This window comes from Streptomyces sp. NPDC088706, assembly GCF_044752765.1.
In the GTDB taxonomy this organism is placed as follows: domain Bacteria; phylum Actinomycetota; class Actinomycetes; order Streptomycetales; family Streptomycetaceae; genus Streptomyces.
Map to the genome: position 1 here is coordinate 526,243 of NZ_JBIVLW010000003.1, position 19,367 is coordinate 545,609.

Below are 19,367 nucleotides of genomic sequence, written 5' to 3' on the forward strand. Positions count from 1 at the left end.
TCTGATGCCGATCCAGCCGTCAGGGCTGACGATCCCTGTGGCCCGCGCCACTACCGTCGTATCCGTGACTGCCGTTATCGCCACCGAAGCCCTGAGCAAGCGGTTCCCCCGGGTGACCGCGCTCGACCGGCTCACGTTGGACATCGGACCAGGTGTGACCGGTCTGGTGGGTTCCAACGGAGCCGGCAAGTCCACGCTGATCAAGATCCTTCTGGGTCTCTCCCCCGCCACCGAGGGCCGGGCCGCGGTGCTCGGGCTCGACGTGGCGACCAGCGGCGCCGCCATCCGGGAACGGGTGGGGTACATGCCGGAGCACGACTGCCTCCCGCCCGACGTGTCGGCCACCGAATTCGTCGTGCACATGGCCCGCATGTCGGGGCTGCCGCCGACCGCCGCCCGCGAGCGCACCGCCGACACCCTGCGCCACGTCGGCCTCTACGAGGAGCGCTACCGCCCCATCGGCGGCTACTCGACCGGCATGAAGCAGCGGGTGAAGCTGGCCCAGGCCCTCGTCCACGACCCGCAGCTGGTCCTCCTCGACGAGCCGACCAACGGCCTGGACCCGGTCGGCCGTGACGAGATGCTCGGCCTGATCCGCCGCATCCACACCGACTTCGGCATCTCCGTCCTGGTGACCTCGCACCTGCTGGGCGAGCTGGAGCGCACCTGCGACCACGTCGTCGTCATCGACGGCGGCGCCCTGCTGCGCTCCAGCTCCACCAGCGACTTCACCCAGATCACCACCACCCTCGCGGTCGAGGTGACCGACAGCGACACCCACCCCGACGGCACCGACGCCCTGCGCCGGATCCTCACGAAGGCGGGGGTCACCCTGGTCGGCCACGACGGGCTCGACGCGGAAGGCCTGCCGGGCGCGGGCCACATCCTGCTGGTCGAGGCCACCGGCGAGGAGACGTACGACCTGGTCCGCGACAGCGTCGCCGGGCTCGGTCTCGGCCTCGTCCGCATGGAGCAGCGCCGCCACCACATCGCCGAGGTCTTCCGTACCGAGCAGGACGGGGCGCGCACCACCGCCGTCCCGGCCCAGGCCGCCACCGCCGGGGCCGTGCAGCAGGCCACCTCGGGGCCGTACCAGCAGAAGGGGAGCGGTCGCGATGAGCACTGAGACCGGGACCGCGGCCGGGCGCGACACCTCCCGGATCCACAACATCGGCTACCGCTCCTACGACGGCAGGCGGCTCGGCCGGGCCTACGCCCGCCGCTCGCTCTACTCGCAGACCCTGCGGGGCTCCTTCGGACTCGGCCGTTCCGCCAAGTCCAAGGTGCTGCCCATGCTGCTGTTCGGCGTGATGACCCTGGTCGCGGCGATCCTGGTGGCCGTCTCGATGGCCGCGCCGGACGCCACCAAACTCGTGGTCAAGTACACGTCGTACGCGATCTACCTGCAGGCGGTCATCGGCCTCTTCATCGCCGCACAGGCCCCGCAGGCGGTATCCAGGGACCTCCGCTTCAAGAGCGTCCCCCTGTACTTCTCGCGGCCGATCGAACGCGTCGACTACGTCGTCGCCAAGTTCGCCGCCACGGCGTCCGCGCTCTTCATCCTCACCGCTGCGCCGCTGCTCGTCCTCTATGTGGGTTCTCTGCTCGCGAAGTTCGACTTCGTCGACCAGACCAAGTGGTTCGGCCAGGGGCTGGTGTCGGTGGCGCTGTTGTCCGTGCTGTTCGCCGGGCTCGGCCTGGTGATGGCCGCTCTGACCCCGCGCCGGGGCTTCGGCGTCGCCGCGGTGATCGCGGTGCTGACCATCTCCTACGGTGCCGTCTCGACGGTCCAGGCCATCGCCTGGGAGACCGGTTCGCCGGGGGCCGTGGAGTGGCTCGGCCTCTTCTCGCCGATCACGCTGATCGACGGCGTACAGACCGCGTTCCTCGGCGCCACCTCCGCCTTCCCCGGAGGGGAAGGCCCGGGGGCCGGTACGGGAGTGGTCTACCTGTTCGTTGTTCTCGCGCTCGTCGCCGGCTCGTACGCCGTCCTGATGCGCCGCTACCGGAGGGTCGGGCTGTGACCACCATCGAGATCGACCACACCTCGCGCTGGTTCGGCAATGTGGTCGCCGTCAACGACGTCTCCATGAGGGTGGGCCCCGGCGTCACCGGACTGCTCGGCCCGAACGGCGCCGGGAAGTCCACGCTCATCAACATGATGGGCGGGTTCCTCGCCCCCTCGACGGGGAAGGTCACGCTCGACGGCCGGCCGATCTGGCGCAACGAGAGCGTCTACCGGGCGATCGGCATCGTCCCGGAACGGGAAGGGATGTACGACTTCCTGACCGGCAAGGAGTTCGTCGTCGCCAACGCCGAACTGCACGGCCTGGGGGGCGCGGAGGCGCGGCGGGCGCTGGCCACGGTCCAGATGGAGTATGCGCAGGACCGCAAGATCTCCACGTACAGCAAGGGCATGCGCCAGCGCGTGAAGATGGCGTCCGCGCTGGTCCACGAGCCCTCCGTGCTGCTGCTGGACGAGCCGTTCAACGGGATGGACCCGCGCCAGCGGATGCAGCTGATGGACCTGCTGCGGCGGATGGGGGCCGAGGGCCGCACAGTCCTGTTCTCCTCGCACATCCTCGAAGAGGTCGAGCAGTTGGCCTCGCACATCGAGGTGATCGTGGCGGGACGGCACGCCGCGTCCGGCGACTTCCGGAAGATCCGCCGCCTGATGACGGACCGGCCGCACCGCTACCTGATCCGCTCCAGCGACGACCGGGCGCTGGCGGCCGCGCTCATCGCCGACCCGTCGACGGCGGGCATCGAGGTCGACCTGACCGAGAAGGCCCTGCGCATCCAGGCCGTCGACTTCGGTCGCTTCACCGAACTGCTGCCGAAGGTCGCCCGGGAACACGGCATCCGGCTGCTGACCGTCTCACCGTCCGACGAATCCCTCGAATCGGTCTTTTCCTACCTCGTAGCGGCCTGAGTAGTGGCCTGAAAGGAGCTGTGCACCGTCATGTACGACCCCACAGTCGCCCGGCTCACCTACCGGGCCCTGCTCGGCCGGCGCCGGGCCGCCATCCTGTTCGTCCTTCCCGCCCTGCTGCTGGTCATCGCGGTGGCGGTCCGCATGTTCGCCGGAGCCGACGACCAGGTCGCCGCCAACGTCCTCGGCGGGTTCGCCATCGCCACGATGGTGCCGCTGATCGGGGTGATCGCCGGAACCGGTGCGATCGGCCCGGAGATCGACGACGGCTCGATCGTCTACCTGCTGGCCAAGCCGGTGAAGCGCCCCACGATCATCTTCACCAAGCTGATCGTCGCCATCGCGGTGACCATGGTCTTCTCCGCCCTGCCGACCCTGCTCGCCGGGCTCATCCTGAACGGCAACGGGCAGCAGATCGCGATCGCCTACACCATCGCGGCACTGGTCGCCTCGATCGCGTACAGCGCGCTCTTCCTGCTCCTGGGCACCATCAGCCGCCACGCGGTGGTCATCGGCCTGGTCTACGCACTGGTCTGGGAGGCGCTCTTCGGCAGCCTGGTGCCGGGCGCGCGGACGCTCAGCGTCCAGCAGTGGTCCCTCGCCGTCGCCGAGAAGGTGGCCGGACAGGGCATGGTCACCTCGGAGGTGGGGCTGCCGCTGGCGACGGTCCTGCTGGCCGCCGTCACCGTGGCCGCCGCCTGGTACGCGGGCCAGAAGCTGCGCGCGCTGAAGCTGGCCGGGGAGGAGTGATCCCGGCCGCTTGACGCCGGCCGCCTTCCCCGCAACCCCCGCCCCTCCTCGGGCGGGGGTTGTCGTATGACCAGGACAGATGTGCGCGTAACCGTACGTTTATCGGGTCGTTGAACAAGGTGCGTGGAGGGAACTGGAATCCGTGGCGTCGTAGCGTTCGTGAAATCGGGGAGTGCCGGACCCGGATGGGGCAGAGCCCACCGGTCCGGTCATCGAGTGAGTGGCAACCGTGAGCGTCCTCCACCCCTGCAGCCCTGGGTAAGGGCCATCCCTTGTCATTCCCTCGTACGGAAGGCATGCCCATGCCCACGGAAGTCGCCCTGCTCGAATCACGCGCGCTGCGCGTCGAGCAGATGGGGCGCGTCGACATCCTCGACAAGGTGAAGAGCCTTGTCATGCTCCCGGACGGAATTCACGTTCGCACAGAGGATGTGGCACGTTACTTCGAAGTATCCACAGAGGTCGTCAAGAAGGTGACCCAACGCCATCGAGAAGAGGTGACGGAGAACGGTCTCAGACTGATCCGAGGCTCTGAGCTGCAGATCTTCCATAGGGACATGTTGTCCCTATGGAAGGGTGAGGGAGGAGAAAGTTATCCACAGGCAGTCACTCAGCTGACGCTCTACACCCGCCGCACCGTCCTCAACGTCGCCATGCTTCTTCGCGACAGCGACATCGCCCGATGCGTCCGTACCTACCTCCTCGACGCCGAGGAGTCGCTGCGGGCCCAGTACGACTCGCTCGACGTGCGGGTCACCCGGATCGAGAGCTGCCTCGCCGACGTCGGCAGCGCACTCCAGGAACTGGGTCCGGTGCTCTGCCGGATGTCGGAGCGGCTGGACAGCCTGGACCGGAAGGTGGAGGCGACGCAGCAGGTGGTCGGCGCGATGAGCGTGCGGCTGTCGGACCTGTCGCAGGACGTCGTACGGATGGACGCCCGGTTCGACGCGCGCATGGAGGCCTTCGCGCACCAGCTGAAGGACCTGCGGCGCCGCACCGGGCGCCGCTGAGCCACGAGGGCCGGCGGCCGACCGAAAAGGCCCTGCCCGCCGCCACCGGGAATGCGGCGGCGGCGGGCAGGGCCGTCAGGTCGGTGTCAGTGCGGTACGGCCACGGCCTTGGTGCGGAGCAGCTCCTCCAGGACCACCGCGATGCCGTCGTGCTCGTTGGACGCGGTGATCTCGTGCGCCACGGCCTTCAGGGTGTCGTGGGCGTTGGCCATGGCCACACCGTGCTGCGCCCAGCCGAACATCGGGATGTCGTTAGGCATGTCCCCGAAGGCGATGGTGTCGGCGGCCTTCACACCGAGCCGGCGGGCGGCCAGCGAGAGGCCGGTGGCCTTGCTCAGCCCGAGCGGCAGGATCTCCACCACGCCGGGTCCCGCCATGACCACGTCGACCAGGTTGCCCACGGCCGCCCGCGCGGCGATGGCCAGGGCGTCGTCGTCGAGCTCCGGGTGCTGCAGGTAGACCTTGTTCAGCGGGGCGGTCCACATCTCGGCGGCGTCGTCCACGAACACGTACGGGAGCGGCCCCTCCTGCACCCGGTAACCCGGGCCGACCAGCACCTCGCCCTCCAGCCCGTCGCGGCTGGCGGCCAGCGCCAGCGGGCCGATCTCCGCCTCGACCTTGGACAGGGCGAGCCCGGCGAGCTGCCGGTCCAGGGTCAGCGAGGTCAGCAGCTTGTGCTCGCCCGCGTGGTAGACCTGCGCGCCCTGGCCGCAGACGGCGAGGCCGTCGTAACCCAGGTCGTCCAGGATGTGCCGGGTCCAGGGGACCGAGCGGCCGGTGACGATGATGTGCGCGGCACCGGCAGCCGTGGCGGCGCCCAGAGCTTCGCGGGTGCGCTCGGAGACCGTGTCATCCCCGCGCAGCAGTGTGCCGTCGAGGTCGGTGGCGACGAGCTTGTAGGGGAAGGTCACTTGGAGACCGGCTCCAGGACCTCGCGCCCGCCCAGGTACGGACGGAGCACCTCGGGCACCCGGACCGAACCGTCGGGCAGCTGGTGGTTCTCCAGGAGCGCCACGATGGTGCGCGGTACGGCGCAGAGGGTGCCGTTCAGGGTGGCCAGCGGCTGGACCTTCTTGCCCTCGCGCATCCGCACGGAGAGGCGGCGGGCCTGGAAGCTGTCGCAGTTGGACGCGGAGGTCAGCTCGCGGTACTTGCCCTGGGTGGGGATCCACGCCTCGCAGTCGAACTTGCGCGAGGCCGACGCGCCGAGGTCACCGGTGGCGACGTCGATGACCTGGAAGGGCAGTTCGAGTCCGGTGAGCCACTGCTTCTCCCACTCCAGGAGCCTGCGGTGCTCGGCCTCGGCGTCCGCCGGGTCGACGTACGAGAACATCTCGACCTTGTCGAACTGGTGCACCCGGAAGATGCCGCGGGTGTCCTTGCCGTACGTCCCGGCCTCGCGGCGGAAGCAGGGGGAGAAGCCCGCGTACCGCAGGGGCAGCTTGTCCGCCTCGACGATCTCGTCCATGTGGTACGCGGCGAGCGGCACCTCGGAGGTGCCGACGAGGTAGTAGTCGTCCTTCTCCAGGTGGTACACGTTCTCCGCGGCCTGGCCGAGGAAGCCGGTGCCCTCCATGGCGCGCGGGCGGACCAGCGCGGGGGTCAGCATCGGGACGAAGCCGGCCTCGGTGGCCTGGGCGATCGCCGCGTTGACGAGGGCGAGCTCCAGGAGGGCGCCGACGCCCGTCAGGTAGTAGAACCGCGAACCGGAGACCTTGGCGCCGCGCTCCATGTCGATGGCGCCGAGCGCCTCGCCGAGCTCCAGGTGGTCCTTGGGCTCGAAGCCCTCGGCGCCGAAGTCGCGGATGGTGCCGTGCGTCTCCAGGACGACGAAGTCCTCCTCACCGCCGACCGGCACGTCCTCGTGGACGATGTTGCCGAGCTGGAGGAGCAGCCGCTTGGCCTCGGCGTCGGCCTCGTCCTGGGCGGCGTCGGCCGCCTTGACGTCGGCCTTGAGCTGATCGGCCTTCTTCAGGAGCTCGGCACGCTCCTCGGGGGTGGCCTTGGGGATCAGCTTGCCGAGCTGCTTCTGCTCGGAGCGGAGTTCGTCGAAGCGGACGCCGGACGACCTGCGCAGCTCGTCGGCGGAGAGCAGGGCGTCGACGAGCGCGACGTCCTCTCCACGGGCGCGCTGGGAGGCGCGAACTCGGTCGGGGTCCTCACGGAGCAGGCGAAGGTCAATCACCCCTCCAGGCTACCGGTGCGCGGATCTCGCACTCGAACCGATATGGCCGAGCGTGTCACTTTGACCTAATTGCCGGAATTGATATTCCTGGGGCGAATCGCACGGTGTGGGGCGGTGATTCGGCCCCCTGTGCGTCCATCATGCGGCAATAACGGCGGTTAACTCCCCTGAACAGGGCAGAAGGCGCAGGCTCTCTTGACGTACGGGCCTTCGGTGGAAGGGGAGTTGAGGGTCCTTCCCCAGATGCACCCCTCGGTGTTGTCCACAGGGGCGGCTGATCCGGGATAGTTATCCACAGGCTGTGAAGAAGTTCTGTGGATGTCGGAACGGAATGCTCCGGAAGGTGGGAGTGGGCCTGACAATCCCCCTGCCCTCCCCGCTGAAACCCGCCCCGCACGCTCATTCGGGTGGTAATTCGTCGCTCTGGTGAGTTGATCAAGGGAATTCGCACGACCCGTGAGGGGTGGTGCCGAGTCGGCCCGCTGTGGGTGCGTCCAGGGTCGCTGCGTTGATATGTCGACCATGTCGCATGTGGGTGTCGACTTGTCCCCAGGCAAGGCTGCCAACCTGTGGATAACTCTGTGGGTGAATGACTATCTGTAGGTAGGACCACAGCGCAGCGCACAGAACGGCTCGGGAGCCGCGTCGGCAGCCCCGGCCGAGCCGCGGTGACCGCTGTCAGATCCGCCCGTCCTGGCTGCGCGCCAGCCAGTCGGAGGCCTCGGTGAAGGCGCTGTCCGAGGTACCCGCCTGCAGCGGCCGGACCTCGTCGGCGGAGACGCCCGCCCGCGGATACGAACCGAGGAACCGCACCTTCGGGCAGATCCGCTTCAGCCCCATCAGCGCCTCCCCCACCCGCCGGTCCGCGATGTGCCCCTCGGCGTCCACGGCGAAGCAGTAGTTGCCGATCCCCTCCCCGGTCGGGCGGGACTGGATCAGCATCAGGTTGACGCCGCGCACCGCGAACTCCTGGAGCAGTTCCAGCAGCGCGCCGGGGTGGTCGTCGCCCAGCCAGATCACGACGGACGTCTTGTCGGCCCCGGTCGGGGCGGACGGCCTGGCCGGGCGGCCCACCAGCACGAAGCGGGTCTGGGCGTTCTCCGCGTCGTGGATCTCCGTCACCAGCGGTTCGAGACCGTAGGTGGCGGCCGCGAACTCACCGGCGAACGCGGCGTCGTAGCGCCCCTCCCGCACCAGCCGGGCGCCGTCCGCGTTGGACGCCGACGACTCCCACACGGCCTGCGGGAGGTGGGCCGCCATCCAGTTGCGGACCTGCGGCTGGGCGGCCGGATGCGCGGTGACCGTCTTGATGTCCGACAGCTCGGTGCCCGGCCGGACGAGCAGCGCGAAGGTGATGGAGAGCAGCACCTCGCGGTAGATCATCAGCGGTTCGCCGCTGGTCAGTTCATCGAGCGTGGCCGTGATGCCGCCCTCGACGGAGTTCTCGATCGGCACGAGGGCTGCCGCCGCCTCCCCGCTGCGTACGGCGTCCAGGGCGGCCGGTACGGAGACCATCGGGTGGAGCTCGCGGGTGGCGGCTTCCGGGAGCGTGCGAAGGGCGACCTCGGTGAAGGTGCCTTCGGGGCCGAGATAGGCGTAGCGCGTGGCTGACATACGCTCACCCTATTGCGCCGTACGACGAGGGCCGGGCCGTCTCATCATCCGGTCCGGGCCGGGCATACGGGGGCCGTCGACCACGTCGGCGGTGCGACCCGGGCCAGAGAGCGGCAGCCTCAGGACTCCAGCAGCCGCTGCCCCACGTACTCGCCCTCCGCAGCCCCGCCCGGCACCGCGAACAGCCCGCTCGCCTCGTGCCGGATGAACGGCGACAGCGCGTCGCCCCGGTCGAGCTTGCGCTGCACCGGTACGAATCCCTTGAACGGGTCCGCCTGCCAGCAGACGAAGAGCAGCCCGGCGTCCGGAGTGCCGTCCGGCGAGATCCCGTCGTGGTACGAGAACGGGCGCCGCAGCATGGCGGCCCCGCCGTTCTTCTCGGGGGAGGAGATCCGGGCGTGGGCGTTGTCGGGGATCACGAGCCGGCCGTCCGGGCCCGCCTCGTCGAGGTCCATCGCGGTGGTCTCGCTCCCGCCGCTCAGTGGGGCCCCGTCCGCCTTGCGCCGCCCGATCACCCGCTCCTGCCGGTCCACCGGAAGCTTCTCCCAGTCGTCCAGCAGCATCCTGATCCGGCGGACGACGGCGTACGAACCACCCTCCAGCCAGGCGTGCGGGGTGCCGGGGGAGGCCGGCACGAAGATCCGCCGGTCGAAGTCCTCGTCGGCCGGCTTCGGGTTGCCGGTCCCGTCGATCTGCCCCATCAGGTTGCGGGCGGTCATCGGCCGGGACGTGGCCCCAGGGGTGCGGTTGAAGCCGTTCATCTGCCACCGCACCTTTACTGTTCCCGCGCTCTCCTTCTGTACGGCCCGCAGGGCGTGGAAGGCCACCAGGGCGTCGTCGGCGCCGATCTGCACCCACAGGTCGCCGTCGGAGCGCTTGGCGTCGAGCCGGTCGGAGGAGAACGCGGGCAGCGGGTCGAGCCCGGCGGGCAGCCGGGAGGTGAGGCCCGTACGCGCGAAGAACGTACGGCCGAAGCCGAAGGTGACGGTGAGCGAGGAGGGGCCCGCGTCCAGGGCGATCCCGGTGTCGTGGCCGGGCCCGTCCGCCGAGCCCGCCGCCGGGCGGCCCGCCATCAGCTCCCGCGCCACCGCCGACCAGCGCCGCATCAGGGCCACGGCCTCCCTGCGGCCCGCACCCGCCACCAGGTCGAAGGCGACGAGGTGGCCCCGGGCCTGAAGCGGAGTGGTGATCCCCCGTTGATGTTTCCCGTGAAACATCACCTCGGTGGAGCCGACGGTCGTCAGGGCGGTCGGCGCCTCGGGACGGGTCGTGGCGTACCCGGCCGCTCCGCCCGCCGCGCCCAGCACCAGACCGGTGGCGCCCGCCGCGCCCACGCCTCCCAGCAACCGCCGCCGCGAAACACCGGCGGGGCCGGGGCCCGGGGCCACGGCGCGAAGGGCGGCGGCGTCCGGGACCACGGCGCCAGGGGAGGCGCTGTCCGGGGTTACGGGCTCCGGGGAGCCGGTCGTACCGCTCCCGTTCGGGTTCTGCTTCCTGGTCCTGCTCACCGCACTCAGCCGATCTTCGCGTTCTCGTCGATGGTTACCTGGTCGATGTCCGACGTCCGTACCGTCACCTCGACCTTCCACTCCCCCGCCATCGGGATCTGGACGCCGCTCGCCGACCAGTGCCCCTCGGCGAGCCGATCGGGTACGACCGGCAGCGGGCCGATGTCCTGCGCCTCCAGGGTGAGGGCCACCTTCAGCTCGGGGACGTCCATCGGCTCGCCGTCGCTGCCGTCGACCCACACGTGCAGCTCGTTGGAGCCGGTGCGTCCGGGGTCGATGTCGATCCGGACGGTGCCCTTGCCGATCCGGCCGCCGGTGTCGAAGGGCATGCTCAGGGCGACGGGTCCCGCCGCGGGCGCGGTGACCGCGGTGGAGGCGCCCGCGGCCTCCTCCTCCGTACGGCCCGGTTCCGTCGACGTCAGCATGGTGGTGACGGCCAGCAGGACCGCGGCGACGGCCGCCTCGGCCAGGACCGAGCGGCGCAGCCCGGATCGCTCCGGGTCGGCGTCCCGTGTCCGCTTCTCCTTGGTCGCGGTCAGAGCGGCCCGCTGGCGGGCCAGTTGGGCGGCACGCCCGGGATCGACATCGTCCACGGGCTCCACCGCACCAGGTGCTTCCGGCCCGTCGGAGGACGACACCGCGGCATCCGTCAGCCGTCCCGTCCACCGCCGCGAGAACCACGCCACGGCGAGCAGGACCGCGATCAGCGCCACCTTGATGATCAGCAGCTGCCCGTACCGCGTGCCGGTCAGCGCCGACCAGGAGCCGACCTGCCGCCACGACTGGTAGATCCCGGTCGCCGCGAGGACGAGCACGCTGCCGAACGCGACCCGGGAGAACCGCCGTACGGCACCGCTCCCGATGTCCGGCGTCCGGTACAGCGCCACCAGGAGCGAGACGAGACCGCCGAGCCAGGCGGCGACGGCCAGCAGGTGAGCCACGTCCACCGGCATGGCGACCCCCGCCTGGAGGCCGGTGGAGGCGTGCTCGGACATGGCCCAGGTGGCGGCGATGCCCGCGGCGACGACCCCGCCGCCGACGGCCAGGCCGAAGGTGAGGTCCCTCTTCTCGACCGGGTCCTCGCGCCGGGCGTACGTACCGAACAGGACGGCGATGAACAGGGCGGCCGCGCCGAGCAGCAGCAGCCGCGAGACGAGGGCGGCGCCCGGCTTGGTGTCCAGGACGGCCTGGAGCCCGTCCAGGTCGAAGACGTCGGCGAACTTCCCGCTGCCGATGTACGGGTTGCGCAGCAGCAGCATGGCCAGGGTCGCCGCGGTCAGGATGATCCAGCCGCGCACCACCAGCCGCTGCATCGGCCGGGCGTTCGCCCCCCGGGGCCAGCAGCCCAGCACGAAGGCCGCGCCGCCCGCGAGCAGGATGAACCCGGTGTACGCGGCGTACCGCGCGATGTCGTAGACCGTGCCGACCGGGCCGCCGCCCGCCTCCTCGGAGGGCAGGGCCACGGTGGTCTCGGAGGGGGCGCCGATGGAGAACGTGAAGGCGCCGGAGATGGGGTGGCTGTCGGCCGAGATGGCCTGCCAGGCCACGGTGTAGGTGCCGTCCGGCAGGCCGGAGTGGAGCTCGACGCCGTACCGGACGGTGGAGCCCTCGGACAGGTCCTTCGGCTCGGCGCCGGTGTCGGCGCGCTTGCTGCTGGGGTCCAGGACCCGGATCGATCCGTCGCCGACGGCGATCGCCTCGGAGAAGGTGAGGGTGACCTCCTTAGGTGCGGTGGCGACCACCGCCCCGTCCTGCGGATCGCTCCCGGTGAGGGCGGCGTGCGCGGACGCCGGGCCGGCGCCGGCCACCATCAGCCCGAGGAGCAGGCTGACCAGGGCGGCGACGAGCGCGGCGGCGGCGAACGGCCGCCGTATCGGGGACGCTCCGAGGCGCGGGGCGGTGGCAGTCATGACGGTCGGTCCCTCACTGCTTCTTCGGGTTGTGGGTGGTTTCCTTCACCGGCAGGTCGACCGTGATGGGGTCGGCCTTCTCGAAGTGCAGCTCGACGGAGACCTTCTCGCCCTGCTTGGGCTTCTGCTTGAGCTTCATGAACATGATGTGGTTGCCGCCGCGTTCGAGGTCGAGCTCGCCGTTCGCCGGCACCTCGAACGACGCGACCTCGCGCATCTTCTGGTTCTTCGTCTCGTGGATGGTGACGTCGTCGGAGAGCGGGCTGGTCACCGAGGTGAGCCGGTCGGCGGACGACCCGCTGTTCTGTACGACGAGGAAACCGGCCGCCATGTCGCTGACGGGCTGCGGCATGAACGCGCCCACGACCTTCAGGTCGGGTTCGCTGTCCGTGGAGCACCCCGCCACCGCCAGCCCCGTGGTGAGGGCGAGGACGCCGGCGAGGGCCGTGCGGCGGTTCACGGGTTCTCCCCCCTGATCAGCTTGGGGAGGTCCTTGGCGTACTCCTCGGCGGTGGTGTTCTCGCCGTACAGCACGTATCCGCCGTCCGTCTTCGGGGAGAACGCGACGACCTGCGCCCCGTGCATCGAGACGACGGTGCCGTCCTTCTCCTTCGTCGGCGCCTCGATGCCGATGCCGATCTGCCGCGCCCCCGCCTGGATGGTGGGGAAGTCGCCGGTGAGGCCGGTGAAGGTGGGGTCCTGGGCCTTGAGCCACTTGCCGAGCGAGGCAGGCGTGTCCCGCTCGGGGTCGGTGGTGACGAAGACGACCTGGAGCTTGTCCCTGTCGGCCTTGGGCAGGTCCCGCTTGGCGATGGAGATGTTGCTCATGGTCAGCGGGCAGACGTCGGGGCAGTTGGTGTAGCCGAAGTAGATGAGCGTCGGCTTGCCCTTGGTCGCCTCGCGGAAGTCGTACTCCTTGCCGCCGGTGTCGGTGAGGACGAGGTCCGGCTTGGTGAACGGGTGGTCGAGAACGGTCGCGGCCTTGGTCTTGGGCGAGGCCTCGACATCGGCGACGGACGAGGAGCCCGCCTTGTCGTCGCCGCTGCGGCAGGCCGAGAGGGCCAGTGCGGCCGCGGCGGCGAACGCCACGGCCGTCACTGCTTTCCTGTTGCGCATGACTCGGTGTCCTGAATGTGGTGCGGGTGGTGGGACCGGCTGGTCAGGCCGTACGGCGACGGCCGGCGAGCACGCCGAACGCGACGCCCGCGATGCCGACGACGATGCCGATGATGCCCAGGGTGCGGGCCGTGGTGTCGCTGGAGGAGGAGGACGCGGCGTGCGTCTCCTTCTTCTCCCCCTCGGCCGAAGCGGCCGTGTCCTCGGCCTCGTGGTCGTCGTCGCCGCCCTTGTCGGCCGCGCCGCCGCCGTGGTGGTCCTCGGTCGCGGCGGACAGCTTCAGGACCGGGGCGGGGCTGTCGGGCTCCTCGCCGCCCGTGGGCTCCTCGATCCAGCGGACGACTTCCTTGTTGTCGTACGTCTGGATGGCCTTGAAGACCAGCTGGTCGGCGTCCTCGGGAAGCTGCCCGACGGAGACCGGGAACTGCTGGAAGTAGCCGGGCGCGATCTTGGAGCCGTCGGCGGTCCAGGTCACCTTGGTGACGGCCTCGGCGATCTTCTTGCCGTGCACCTCGAGGGGCTTGTCGAGCTTGCCCTTGGTGATGGCGATCTTCCAGCCCGGGATCGCCTCGGGGGTGACGGAGGAGAGCGGGTGGTCGGCCGGGAAGTTCACTTCGAGCTTGACCGTGGAGGCCTGGTCCCGCTCGTTGGGCACCTTGAAGTTGAGGGTGGCGTAACCGCCCTTGGCGGCCTCGCCCTGCGGCTGGACGCTGACGTGCGCGGCGGCGGGCCCGGCGAGCAGCAGGACGGTGGAGGCGGCGACGCCGGTGGCGATGGCGATGCGGGAGACGTTGAGGGCGTTCATGGCAGGAATCACTCCACAGGGCAAGAGGAACACGGTGGTCCGGCGCGCGGGTGCGCGACGGCAGCACGACACCTCGTCCGGTCCGTGAGGGATCCGGGCACGGCCGCCGAAGAGCCGCTGCACGCGCGGTCCAGGAGAAGGACAGACGTCGTGAACGGTGGTCCGTACGGGTCCGTACTGGTCTGTAAGGGTCTGCGCAGGTCCGTACTGGTCCATGCAGGCCCGTGCGGGTCTGTACAGGTCCGTACTGGTCCATGCAGGCCCGTGCAGATCTGTACAGGTCCGTGCGGAACTGGGCGCGGGTGTCGTGTCAGGCTGCGAGGGCGTACGGGGCCGGAGGCCCGCGCCTGACCACCAGGTGCTGCAGAGGGTCCCCGGTAGCCGGTGCCGGGTCGTCGTCGGCGGTACGCGGGGCGCGCGGGCCGCACACGAGCTGCTCGCGCGCTCCGGCGCGCAGGACCCGTACGAGCGCGAGCGCGGCGCGCAGCGAGCGCAGCCGTGCCCCGGCCGCGAGCTCCTGGGCGCCGTGCGCCGAGAGCCGGGCCAGTCGGAAGAGGGCGGCCTCACCGCGCCGCAGCAGCCAGCCGGCGGCGAGCGCGGCCAGCAGGTGCGCCAGGAACATCGGCAGGCCCGGCAGCAGCGCGGCCACCGCGGCGTACGCCGACGCCAGGCCCGATCCGCCGTCCAGGGCCGCCGTGGCGGCGGCTTCCGAAGCGAGGTGACCGTGGCCCTGGGAAAGCGTCGCGGGGTCTATGCCCGCCGTGGTGACGATGCGGTGGGCGTCGGCGGCGTCGATCTGCCCCGGCCCTCCCCCGCACACCAGTCCGGCGGCGAAACGGATCACGGGGTTCTCGCCGCTGCCCCGGGGCGCGGTGGCGGCGACGGCCTGCGCGCTGCCGTGGCTGCCGTACGCGAAGAGGACGTGCAGGGCGACCTGCCCGCCCGCCAGCGCGCCCGCGATCGACGGCAGGGAGCGTTCCCGTCCGGCGAGGGCCGCGGCCACGGCGAGGACGCCGAGGAATCCGGCGAGCAGGGTCCACGCGGGGACGGGCGCGCCGGCGGCGAACGCGTGCCCCGCCGCGGACAGCACGACGCAGACCGCGGTGAACAGCGCGGCCCTCATGAGCCGCAGACCGGCTCCGGCGTGTGCGACAGGCGTGGACATGGCCGGGACATCATCGCACTGCGCACCCGTCCGCGGTACGGCAGGTCCGGAACATCAGCCTCCGTCCGCAAGCGCGCTTGTTGTGGCTGTTGGCGGGGGATGTACGGACTGTGGACTCGCCGCTTCCGGAACCCGCTCCGGCCCCCGCCGCGACTCGCCCCGGCCTCCGCCGGGGTACCGCCCGGCGTGCCATACACCGGCGCGCGGAATATCCGCATCCGCCGAAAGAGGGCTCTGTCGGCCGATCCGCGCTTACGAAGTGCCTTGTGCGGCAATACGTATCGGTACGTCGAGCCGCAGCCAGGAGGCTGGAGCATGAGCATCTGGTGGTCACTCCATTTGCGGCGCGAAGCTGCGAGCGTTCCGCTCGCCCGGCGTTTTCTGCTCGGCACCATGGAGACCGCGGGAGTGGATCCCGATATCTCCTTCGACCTGTCGGTCGCGCTCAGTGAGGCCTGCGCCAACGCCGTCGAACACGGCGGCGACCGGTCGGGCCTCGCGGAGTACGGGGACGGCGGAGCCGGGGAAGCCTCGGCGGACTCCGGGCAGTACCGGGTCACGGCCTACCTGGACGGCGAGAAGTGCCGTATCGAGGTCGCCGACTCGGGGCCGGGCTTTCCCGCCCGCCGCGCGCTTCGCCCAGCCGCGCACACCGAACACGCGGAGCACGTCGACCGCACGGAGCACGTCGACCGCGTGGAGCACATCGAACGTACGGAGCACGTCGACCGCGTGGAGCCCATCGACCGCGTGGAGCACATCGAACGCGTGGAGCACGTCGAACGCGTGGAGCCCATCGACCGCGTGGAGCACATCGAACGCGTGGAGCACGTCGACCGCACGGAGCACCCCGAGCCCGTCGGTGCGCAGCCCGCGTTCGTCGCGTACATCCCCTGCGTCGCCGAGAGCGGCCGCGGGCTGGACCTCATCGAGCAGCTCGCCGACCACGTCCAGTTCGGCAACCGGCCGGGCCGGGGTGCGGTGGTGAGCTTCGACAAGGTCCTGAAATGGCGGGAGGGCGCGCTGCTCATGGTGTGAGCGGCGCGCCCTTCGCCGGAGGGCCGGACGGTCAGCCCTTCAACTGCGCCATCCAGGCCTCGACCTCGTCGGCCCGGCGAGGCAGCTTGTCGGACAGGTTCCGGTTGCCGTCCTCGGTGACGAGGATGTCGTCCTCGATCCGGACGCCGATGCCCCGGTACTCCTCGGGCACGGTCAGGTCGTCGGCCTGGAAGTACAGGCCCGGCTCCACGGTCAGGCAGACGCCCGGCTCCAGGATGCCGTCGACGTACGCCTCGGTGCGCGCGACGGCGCAGTCATGGACGTCCATGCCGAGCATGTGGCCGGTGCCGTGCAGGGTCCAGCGGCGCTGAAGCCCCAGCTCCAGGACCTTCTCCACCGAAAGGTCCCCGAGCAGCCCCCACGCGACGAGCTTCTCGGCGAGCACCCGCTGCGAGGCGTCGTGGAAGTCGCGGAAGGTGGCACCGGGCTTCACCGCGGCGATGCCCGCCTCTTGGGCCTCGTACACCGCGTCGTAGATCATGCGCTGGAGCGGCGAGAACGTGCCGTTGATCGGCAGGGTGCGCGTCACGTCGGCGGTGTAGAGCTCGTCGGTCTCCACACCGGCGTCCAGGAGCAGCAGCTCGCCGGCGCGGACCGCACCGTCGTTGCGGACCCAGTGCAGGGTGGTCGCGTGCGGGCCGGCGGCGCAGATCGAGCCGTAGCCGATGTCGTTGCCCTCGATGCGGGCGCGCAGGAAGAACGTGCCCTCGATGAAGCGCTCGCTGGTCGCCTCGGCCTTGTCCAGGCTCTTCACGACGTCCTCGAAGCCGCGCGCGGTGGCGTCGCACGCCTTCTGCAGCTCGGCGATCTCGAAGGCGTCCTTCACCAGGCGGGCCTCGGAGAGGAAGACGCGCAGCTCCTCGTCGCGCTCGGCGGTGACCTTGTCGGTGAGGGCGGCTTCGATGGAGACGTCGTGGCCGCGCACGTTACGGACCGGGCCGGTGGCCTCCGCCAGCGCGCCGGCGAGCTCGCGGACGTCCTTCGCGGGGATGCCCAGCCGCTGCTCGGCCTCGGCGAGGGAGTGCCGGCGGCCGACCCACAGCTCGCCCTGGCCGTCGAGCCAGAACTCGCCGTTCTCCCGGTTGGAGCGGGGCAGCAGGTAGACGGTGGCCTCGTGGCCCTCGCCGGACGGCTCCAGGACGAGGACGCCGTCCTGGGTCCGGTCGCCGGTGAGGTACGCGTACTCGGTGGACGCGCGGAAGGCGTACTCGGTGTCGTTGGAGCGGGTCTTCAGGTTGCCCGCGGGGATGACCAGGCGCTCGCCGGGGAAGCGGGCGGAGAGCGCGGCGCGCCGGGAGGCGGTGTGCTCGGCCTGGGCGATCGGTTCGAGCTCGTGCAGCTCGGTGTCGGCCCAGCCGGACTTCATGTTCTCGGCAAGCTCGTCGGAGACACCCGGGTACAGGCCGTTCTTCCGCTGCTTGATGGGCTTCGCCGCTTCGTTCTCTTCGGTCTCCTGCTCCGGGTTTTCCGGGATGAGCTCCTCAGACACGATTTGTCTCTCCTTGATACGACACTGGACCACCACCCATCGTACGGGCGTACGGAAGGGGGCTCAGGGCCCAAGGACCTCATACTCAGGAGGACTCGTTACTCAGGAGGGCTCGGTTACTCAGGAGGTCCCAGAGACGCAGAGGGTCTCAGAGACGCAGAGGGTCCCAGAGGTGCAGGAGGTCCCAGAGATGCAGGAGGCCCCAGAGGTACAGGAGGTCCCAGAGACGCGGGGGACTCAGTCGAAGTGCGCGGCGAGGATCACCACGTCTTCGGTGGTGTCGCTGCGGTCGAGCCCGTCAGGCAGCATCGTGCGCAGTACGTGATCGGCGACGGCGGCCGGATCGGGTCGGCCCGCCTTCGGCACGGAGGCGGCGGCCGAGTGCAGCCGGGCGAAGGCGCGGTCCATCGCGTCACCGGTGCGGCGCAGCAGGCCGTCGGTGTAGAGGAGCACCGTCTCGCCGGGCGCCGGGCTGAACTCCACGCTCGGCGCCTCCCAGCAGGAGAGCATGCCCAGCGGGGCGGAGAGCGTGGTCTCGACGAACTCGCAGCGGCTCTCGCCGAGGACCAGCGGCGGGGTGTGCCCGGCCCCGGCGAGCACGACCTTGCGCGCGGCGGGCTCGCAGTAGGCGAAGAGGGCGGTGGCGGTGCGCGCGGGCTCGGTCAGCTGCAGCAGGAGTTCGAGATCGGACAGTACGGCGACGGGGTCCTCGCCCTCCATCACGGCATACGCCCGCAGGCTGGCGCGCAGCCGGCCCATGGCGGCCATCGCGCTCGGCCCCGATCCGCCCACGGAGCCGACCGCGAGCCCGAGCGCGTGGTCGGGCAGCGGCAGCGCGTCGTACCAGTCGCCGCCGCCTCGGGGCCCGGTCCGGTGCCGGGCGGCCAGCCGTACGCCCGGGATGCGGGGTAGCCGGCTGGGCAGCAGCTCCCCGGCGACGGTGGCGAGGTCGGCCCGGGCGCGTTCCAGCTCGATCAGGCGGGCGAGGTGCTCGGTGGCGTACCGGGCGTAGAGGCCGACGAGATGGCGCTGCTTCTCCGAGGGCTCCCCGGGTTCGTCGTAGAGCCACGCGGCGCCGCCGAGCCGTCCGGCCGCCTCGGAGGCGAGCGGCAGGGCGTAACTGGCGGCGTAGCCGAGCCGGGTGGCGACCTCGCGGTGGCGGGGGTCCAGGTTCTTGTCGCCGAGCAGGTCGGGGCTGGTGATCCCGTCCGCGGTGGCCGGGTGGCCGTCGAGGAGGCGGCCCAGTGCGGTGACGGAGCGCGGCACGGTCTCGATGTGCCCGAGGTCGGCGGGGGTGAGCCCGAGGCCGAGGGTGGTGGACGGTGCACCGGCGTACGCCGGTTCCAGTACGAGGAGCCCGCGGCGGGCGCCGACGAGGGCGGCTCCGGCGTGCAGCAGCTCGTCGAGGGCGGCGTCGAGGGTGGTGGTCCCGGCCAGTCGCTCGGTGAGTTCGTGCAGCGTCGTGAGATCCGAGACCCAGCCCGCGAGCCGGTCCTGGATGAAGGCGCCGGGCGCTGCCGGAACCTCTCTCAGGGGAGCGGAAGTATGCGTTGAAACCGGAACGTCTGGATCGATTCCAGCCACTTTCGGAAGGTGTGGGGCGCTCATGGCAGCCAGCTTTCCGGCCAGTGCGATTCGTCGAATAGCATCGCAAACCCCCATGTGATTCTGCGCCACTATCAATGCATCCACATGTACACGCACAAGTAACCCGATGTCCAGCATTGTCCCCTGGAGGCTCGCCGGACTCGCGCCTTTCCAGTGTCAGTCAACTTGGCTGAAAAATGCACCATCCGGGAGCTGTTTGCTGTCGACTGGGGCAGC

At 70.7% G+C, this 19,367-nt stretch carries 17 protein-coding genes; 6 read left to right on the top strand and 11 right to left on the bottom strand.

The genetic code is table 11. The features are described from left to right. The first annotated feature begins 4 nt into the window (after positions 1-4). From ACIQAK_RS11840 to ACIQAK_RS11860, 5 genes are all read left to right on the top strand, one after another. Positions 5-1,126, top strand: a complete 1,122-nt coding sequence (locus tag ACIQAK_RS11840) for an ABC transporter ATP-binding protein (protein ID WP_366391642.1) — start codon at positions 5-7, stop codon at positions 1,124-1,126. Then, positions 1,116-2,024, top strand: a complete 909-nt coding sequence (locus tag ACIQAK_RS11845; RefSeq protein WP_366391643.1) for an ABC transporter permease — start codon at positions 1,116-1,118, stop codon at positions 2,022-2,024. Before ACIQAK_RS11840 ends, ACIQAK_RS11845 begins: the two co-directional genes overlap by 11 nt. Next, positions 2,021-2,932 carry an ABC transporter ATP-binding protein gene (locus tag ACIQAK_RS11850; protein WP_366391644.1) on the top strand — a complete coding sequence of 304 codons (912 nt, stop codon included), beginning with the start codon at positions 2,021-2,023 and terminating at the stop codon, positions 2,930-2,932. The genes ACIQAK_RS11845 and ACIQAK_RS11850 overlap by 4 nt, the downstream gene beginning before the upstream one ends. A 30-nt stretch (positions 2,933-2,962) precedes the next feature. Then, entirely contained in the window at positions 2,963-3,682 is a 720-nt protein-coding gene (locus ACIQAK_RS11855) for an ABC transporter permease (protein ID WP_366391645.1), read from the top strand. Between the two features lie 302 nt (positions 3,683-3,984). Continuing rightward, complete coding sequence (locus ACIQAK_RS11860; RefSeq protein WP_366391646.1) at positions 3,985-4,692, top strand: hypothetical protein; 708 nt, start codon at positions 3,985-3,987, stop codon at positions 4,690-4,692. A gap of 86 nt (positions 4,693-4,778) precedes the next feature. On the opposite strand, the gene ACIQAK_RS11865 is transcribed toward ACIQAK_RS11860, so the two are convergent. The 9 genes from ACIQAK_RS11865 to ACIQAK_RS11905 all read right to left on the bottom strand — a co-directional run bounded on the left by ACIQAK_RS11865 (position 4,779) and on the right by ACIQAK_RS11905 (position 14,995). Further along, a complete protein-coding gene (locus tag ACIQAK_RS11865; protein WP_366391647.1) occupies positions 4,779-5,603 on the bottom strand; it encodes an HAD family hydrolase in 825 nt (274 codons plus the stop codon). After that, positions 5,600-6,877 (bottom strand): serine--tRNA ligase, encoded by a 1,278-nt coding sequence (gene serS / locus ACIQAK_RS11870; protein ID WP_366391648.1) that lies wholly within the window; start codon positions 6,875-6,877, stop codon positions 5,600-5,602. The genes ACIQAK_RS11865 and serS overlap by 4 nt, the downstream gene beginning before the upstream one ends. Positions 6,878-7,555: 678 nt before the next feature. Then, positions 7,556-8,491, bottom strand: coding sequence for a prephenate dehydratase (gene pheA / locus ACIQAK_RS11875; protein ID WP_366391649.1), 936 nt, complete (start codon positions 8,489-8,491; stop codon positions 7,556-7,558). Between the two features lie 119 nt (positions 8,492-8,610). Continuing rightward, positions 8,611-9,999 (bottom strand): iron uptake transporter deferrochelatase/peroxidase subunit, encoded by a 1,389-nt coding sequence (efeB, locus tag ACIQAK_RS11880; protein WP_401847947.1) that lies wholly within the window; start codon positions 9,997-9,999, stop codon positions 8,611-8,613. A 5-nt stretch (positions 10,000-10,004) separates the two neighbouring features. After that, complete coding sequence (locus tag ACIQAK_RS11885) at positions 10,005-11,909, bottom strand: copper resistance protein CopC (RefSeq protein ID WP_366391650.1); 1,905 nt, start codon at positions 11,907-11,909, stop codon at positions 10,005-10,007. Between the two features lie 13 nt (positions 11,910-11,922). Beyond that, positions 11,923-12,369, bottom strand: a complete 447-nt coding sequence (locus ACIQAK_RS11890) for a copper chaperone PCu(A)C (RefSeq protein ID WP_366391651.1) — start codon at positions 12,367-12,369, stop codon at positions 11,923-11,925. Then, positions 12,366-13,025, bottom strand: a complete 660-nt coding sequence (locus ACIQAK_RS11895; RefSeq protein ID WP_366391652.1) for an SCO family protein — start codon at positions 13,023-13,025, stop codon at positions 12,366-12,368. The genes ACIQAK_RS11890 and ACIQAK_RS11895 overlap by 4 nt, the downstream gene beginning before the upstream one ends. 43 nt (positions 13,026-13,068) lie before the next feature. Then, positions 13,069-13,830 (bottom strand): YcnI family protein, encoded by a 762-nt coding sequence (locus tag ACIQAK_RS11900; RefSeq protein ID WP_366391653.1) that lies wholly within the window; start codon positions 13,828-13,830, stop codon positions 13,069-13,071. A gap of 310 nt (positions 13,831-14,140) precedes the next feature. Continuing rightward, a complete protein-coding gene (locus tag ACIQAK_RS11905; protein ID WP_366391654.1) occupies positions 14,141-14,995 on the bottom strand; it encodes a hypothetical protein in 855 nt (284 codons plus the stop codon). 408 nt (positions 14,996-15,403) lie between these two features. Here ACIQAK_RS11905 and ACIQAK_RS11910 point away from each other — a divergent pair, with 408 nt between their 5' ends. Next, complete coding sequence (locus ACIQAK_RS11910) at positions 15,404-16,033, top strand: ATP-binding protein (protein WP_401848003.1); 630 nt, start codon at positions 15,404-15,406, stop codon at positions 16,031-16,033. Between the two features lie 31 nt (positions 16,034-16,064). Here ACIQAK_RS11910 and ACIQAK_RS11915 read toward each other — a convergent pair whose 3' ends face one another. Then, positions 16,065-17,543 carry an aminopeptidase P family protein gene (locus ACIQAK_RS11915; RefSeq protein WP_366391656.1) on the bottom strand — a complete coding sequence of 493 codons (1,479 nt, stop codon included), beginning with the start codon at positions 17,541-17,543 and terminating at the stop codon, positions 16,065-16,067. Between the two features lie 237 nt (positions 17,544-17,780). Continuing rightward, positions 17,781-19,268, bottom strand: a complete 1,488-nt coding sequence (locus tag ACIQAK_RS11920) for a PP2C family protein-serine/threonine phosphatase (RefSeq protein ID WP_366391657.1) — start codon at positions 19,266-19,268, stop codon at positions 17,781-17,783. Positions 19,269-19,367 lie beyond the last annotated feature (99 nt).

Excerpts from the sequence above, each read along its gene's own strand:
- ACIQAK_RS11840 (WP_366391642.1), top strand. The coding sequence starts at position 5 with ATGCCGATCCAGCCGTCAGGGCTGACGATCCCTGTGGCCCGCGCCACT.
- ACIQAK_RS11845 (WP_366391643.1), top strand. The coding sequence starts at position 1,116 with ATGAGCACTGAGACCGGGACCGCGGCCGGGCGCGACACCTCCCGGATC.
- ACIQAK_RS11855 (WP_366391645.1), top strand. The coding sequence starts at position 2,963 with ATGTACGACCCCACAGTCGCCCGGCTCACCTACCGGGCCCTGCTCGGC.
- ACIQAK_RS11860 (WP_366391646.1), top strand. The coding sequence starts at position 3,985 with ATGCCCACGGAAGTCGCCCTGCTCGAATCACGCGCGCTGCGCGTCGAG.
- pheA (WP_366391649.1), bottom strand. The coding sequence starts at position 8,491 with ATGTCAGCCACGCGCTACGCCTATCTCGGCCCCGAAGGCACCTTCACC.
- ACIQAK_RS11885 (WP_366391650.1), bottom strand. The coding sequence starts at position 11,909 with ATGACTGCCACCGCCCCGCGCCTCGGAGCGTCCCCGATACGGCGGCCG.
- ACIQAK_RS11895 (WP_366391652.1), bottom strand. The coding sequence starts at position 13,025 with ATGCGCAACAGGAAAGCAGTGACGGCCGTGGCGTTCGCCGCCGCGGCC.
- ACIQAK_RS11900 (WP_366391653.1), bottom strand. The coding sequence starts at position 13,830 with ATGAACGCCCTCAACGTCTCCCGCATCGCCATCGCCACCGGCGTCGCC.
- ACIQAK_RS11905 (WP_366391654.1), bottom strand. The coding sequence starts at position 14,995 with ATGTCCACGCCTGTCGCACACGCCGGAGCCGGTCTGCGGCTCATGAGG.
- ACIQAK_RS11920 (WP_366391657.1), bottom strand. The coding sequence starts at position 19,268 with ATGCTGGACATCGGGTTACTTGTGCGTGTACATGTGGATGCATTGATA.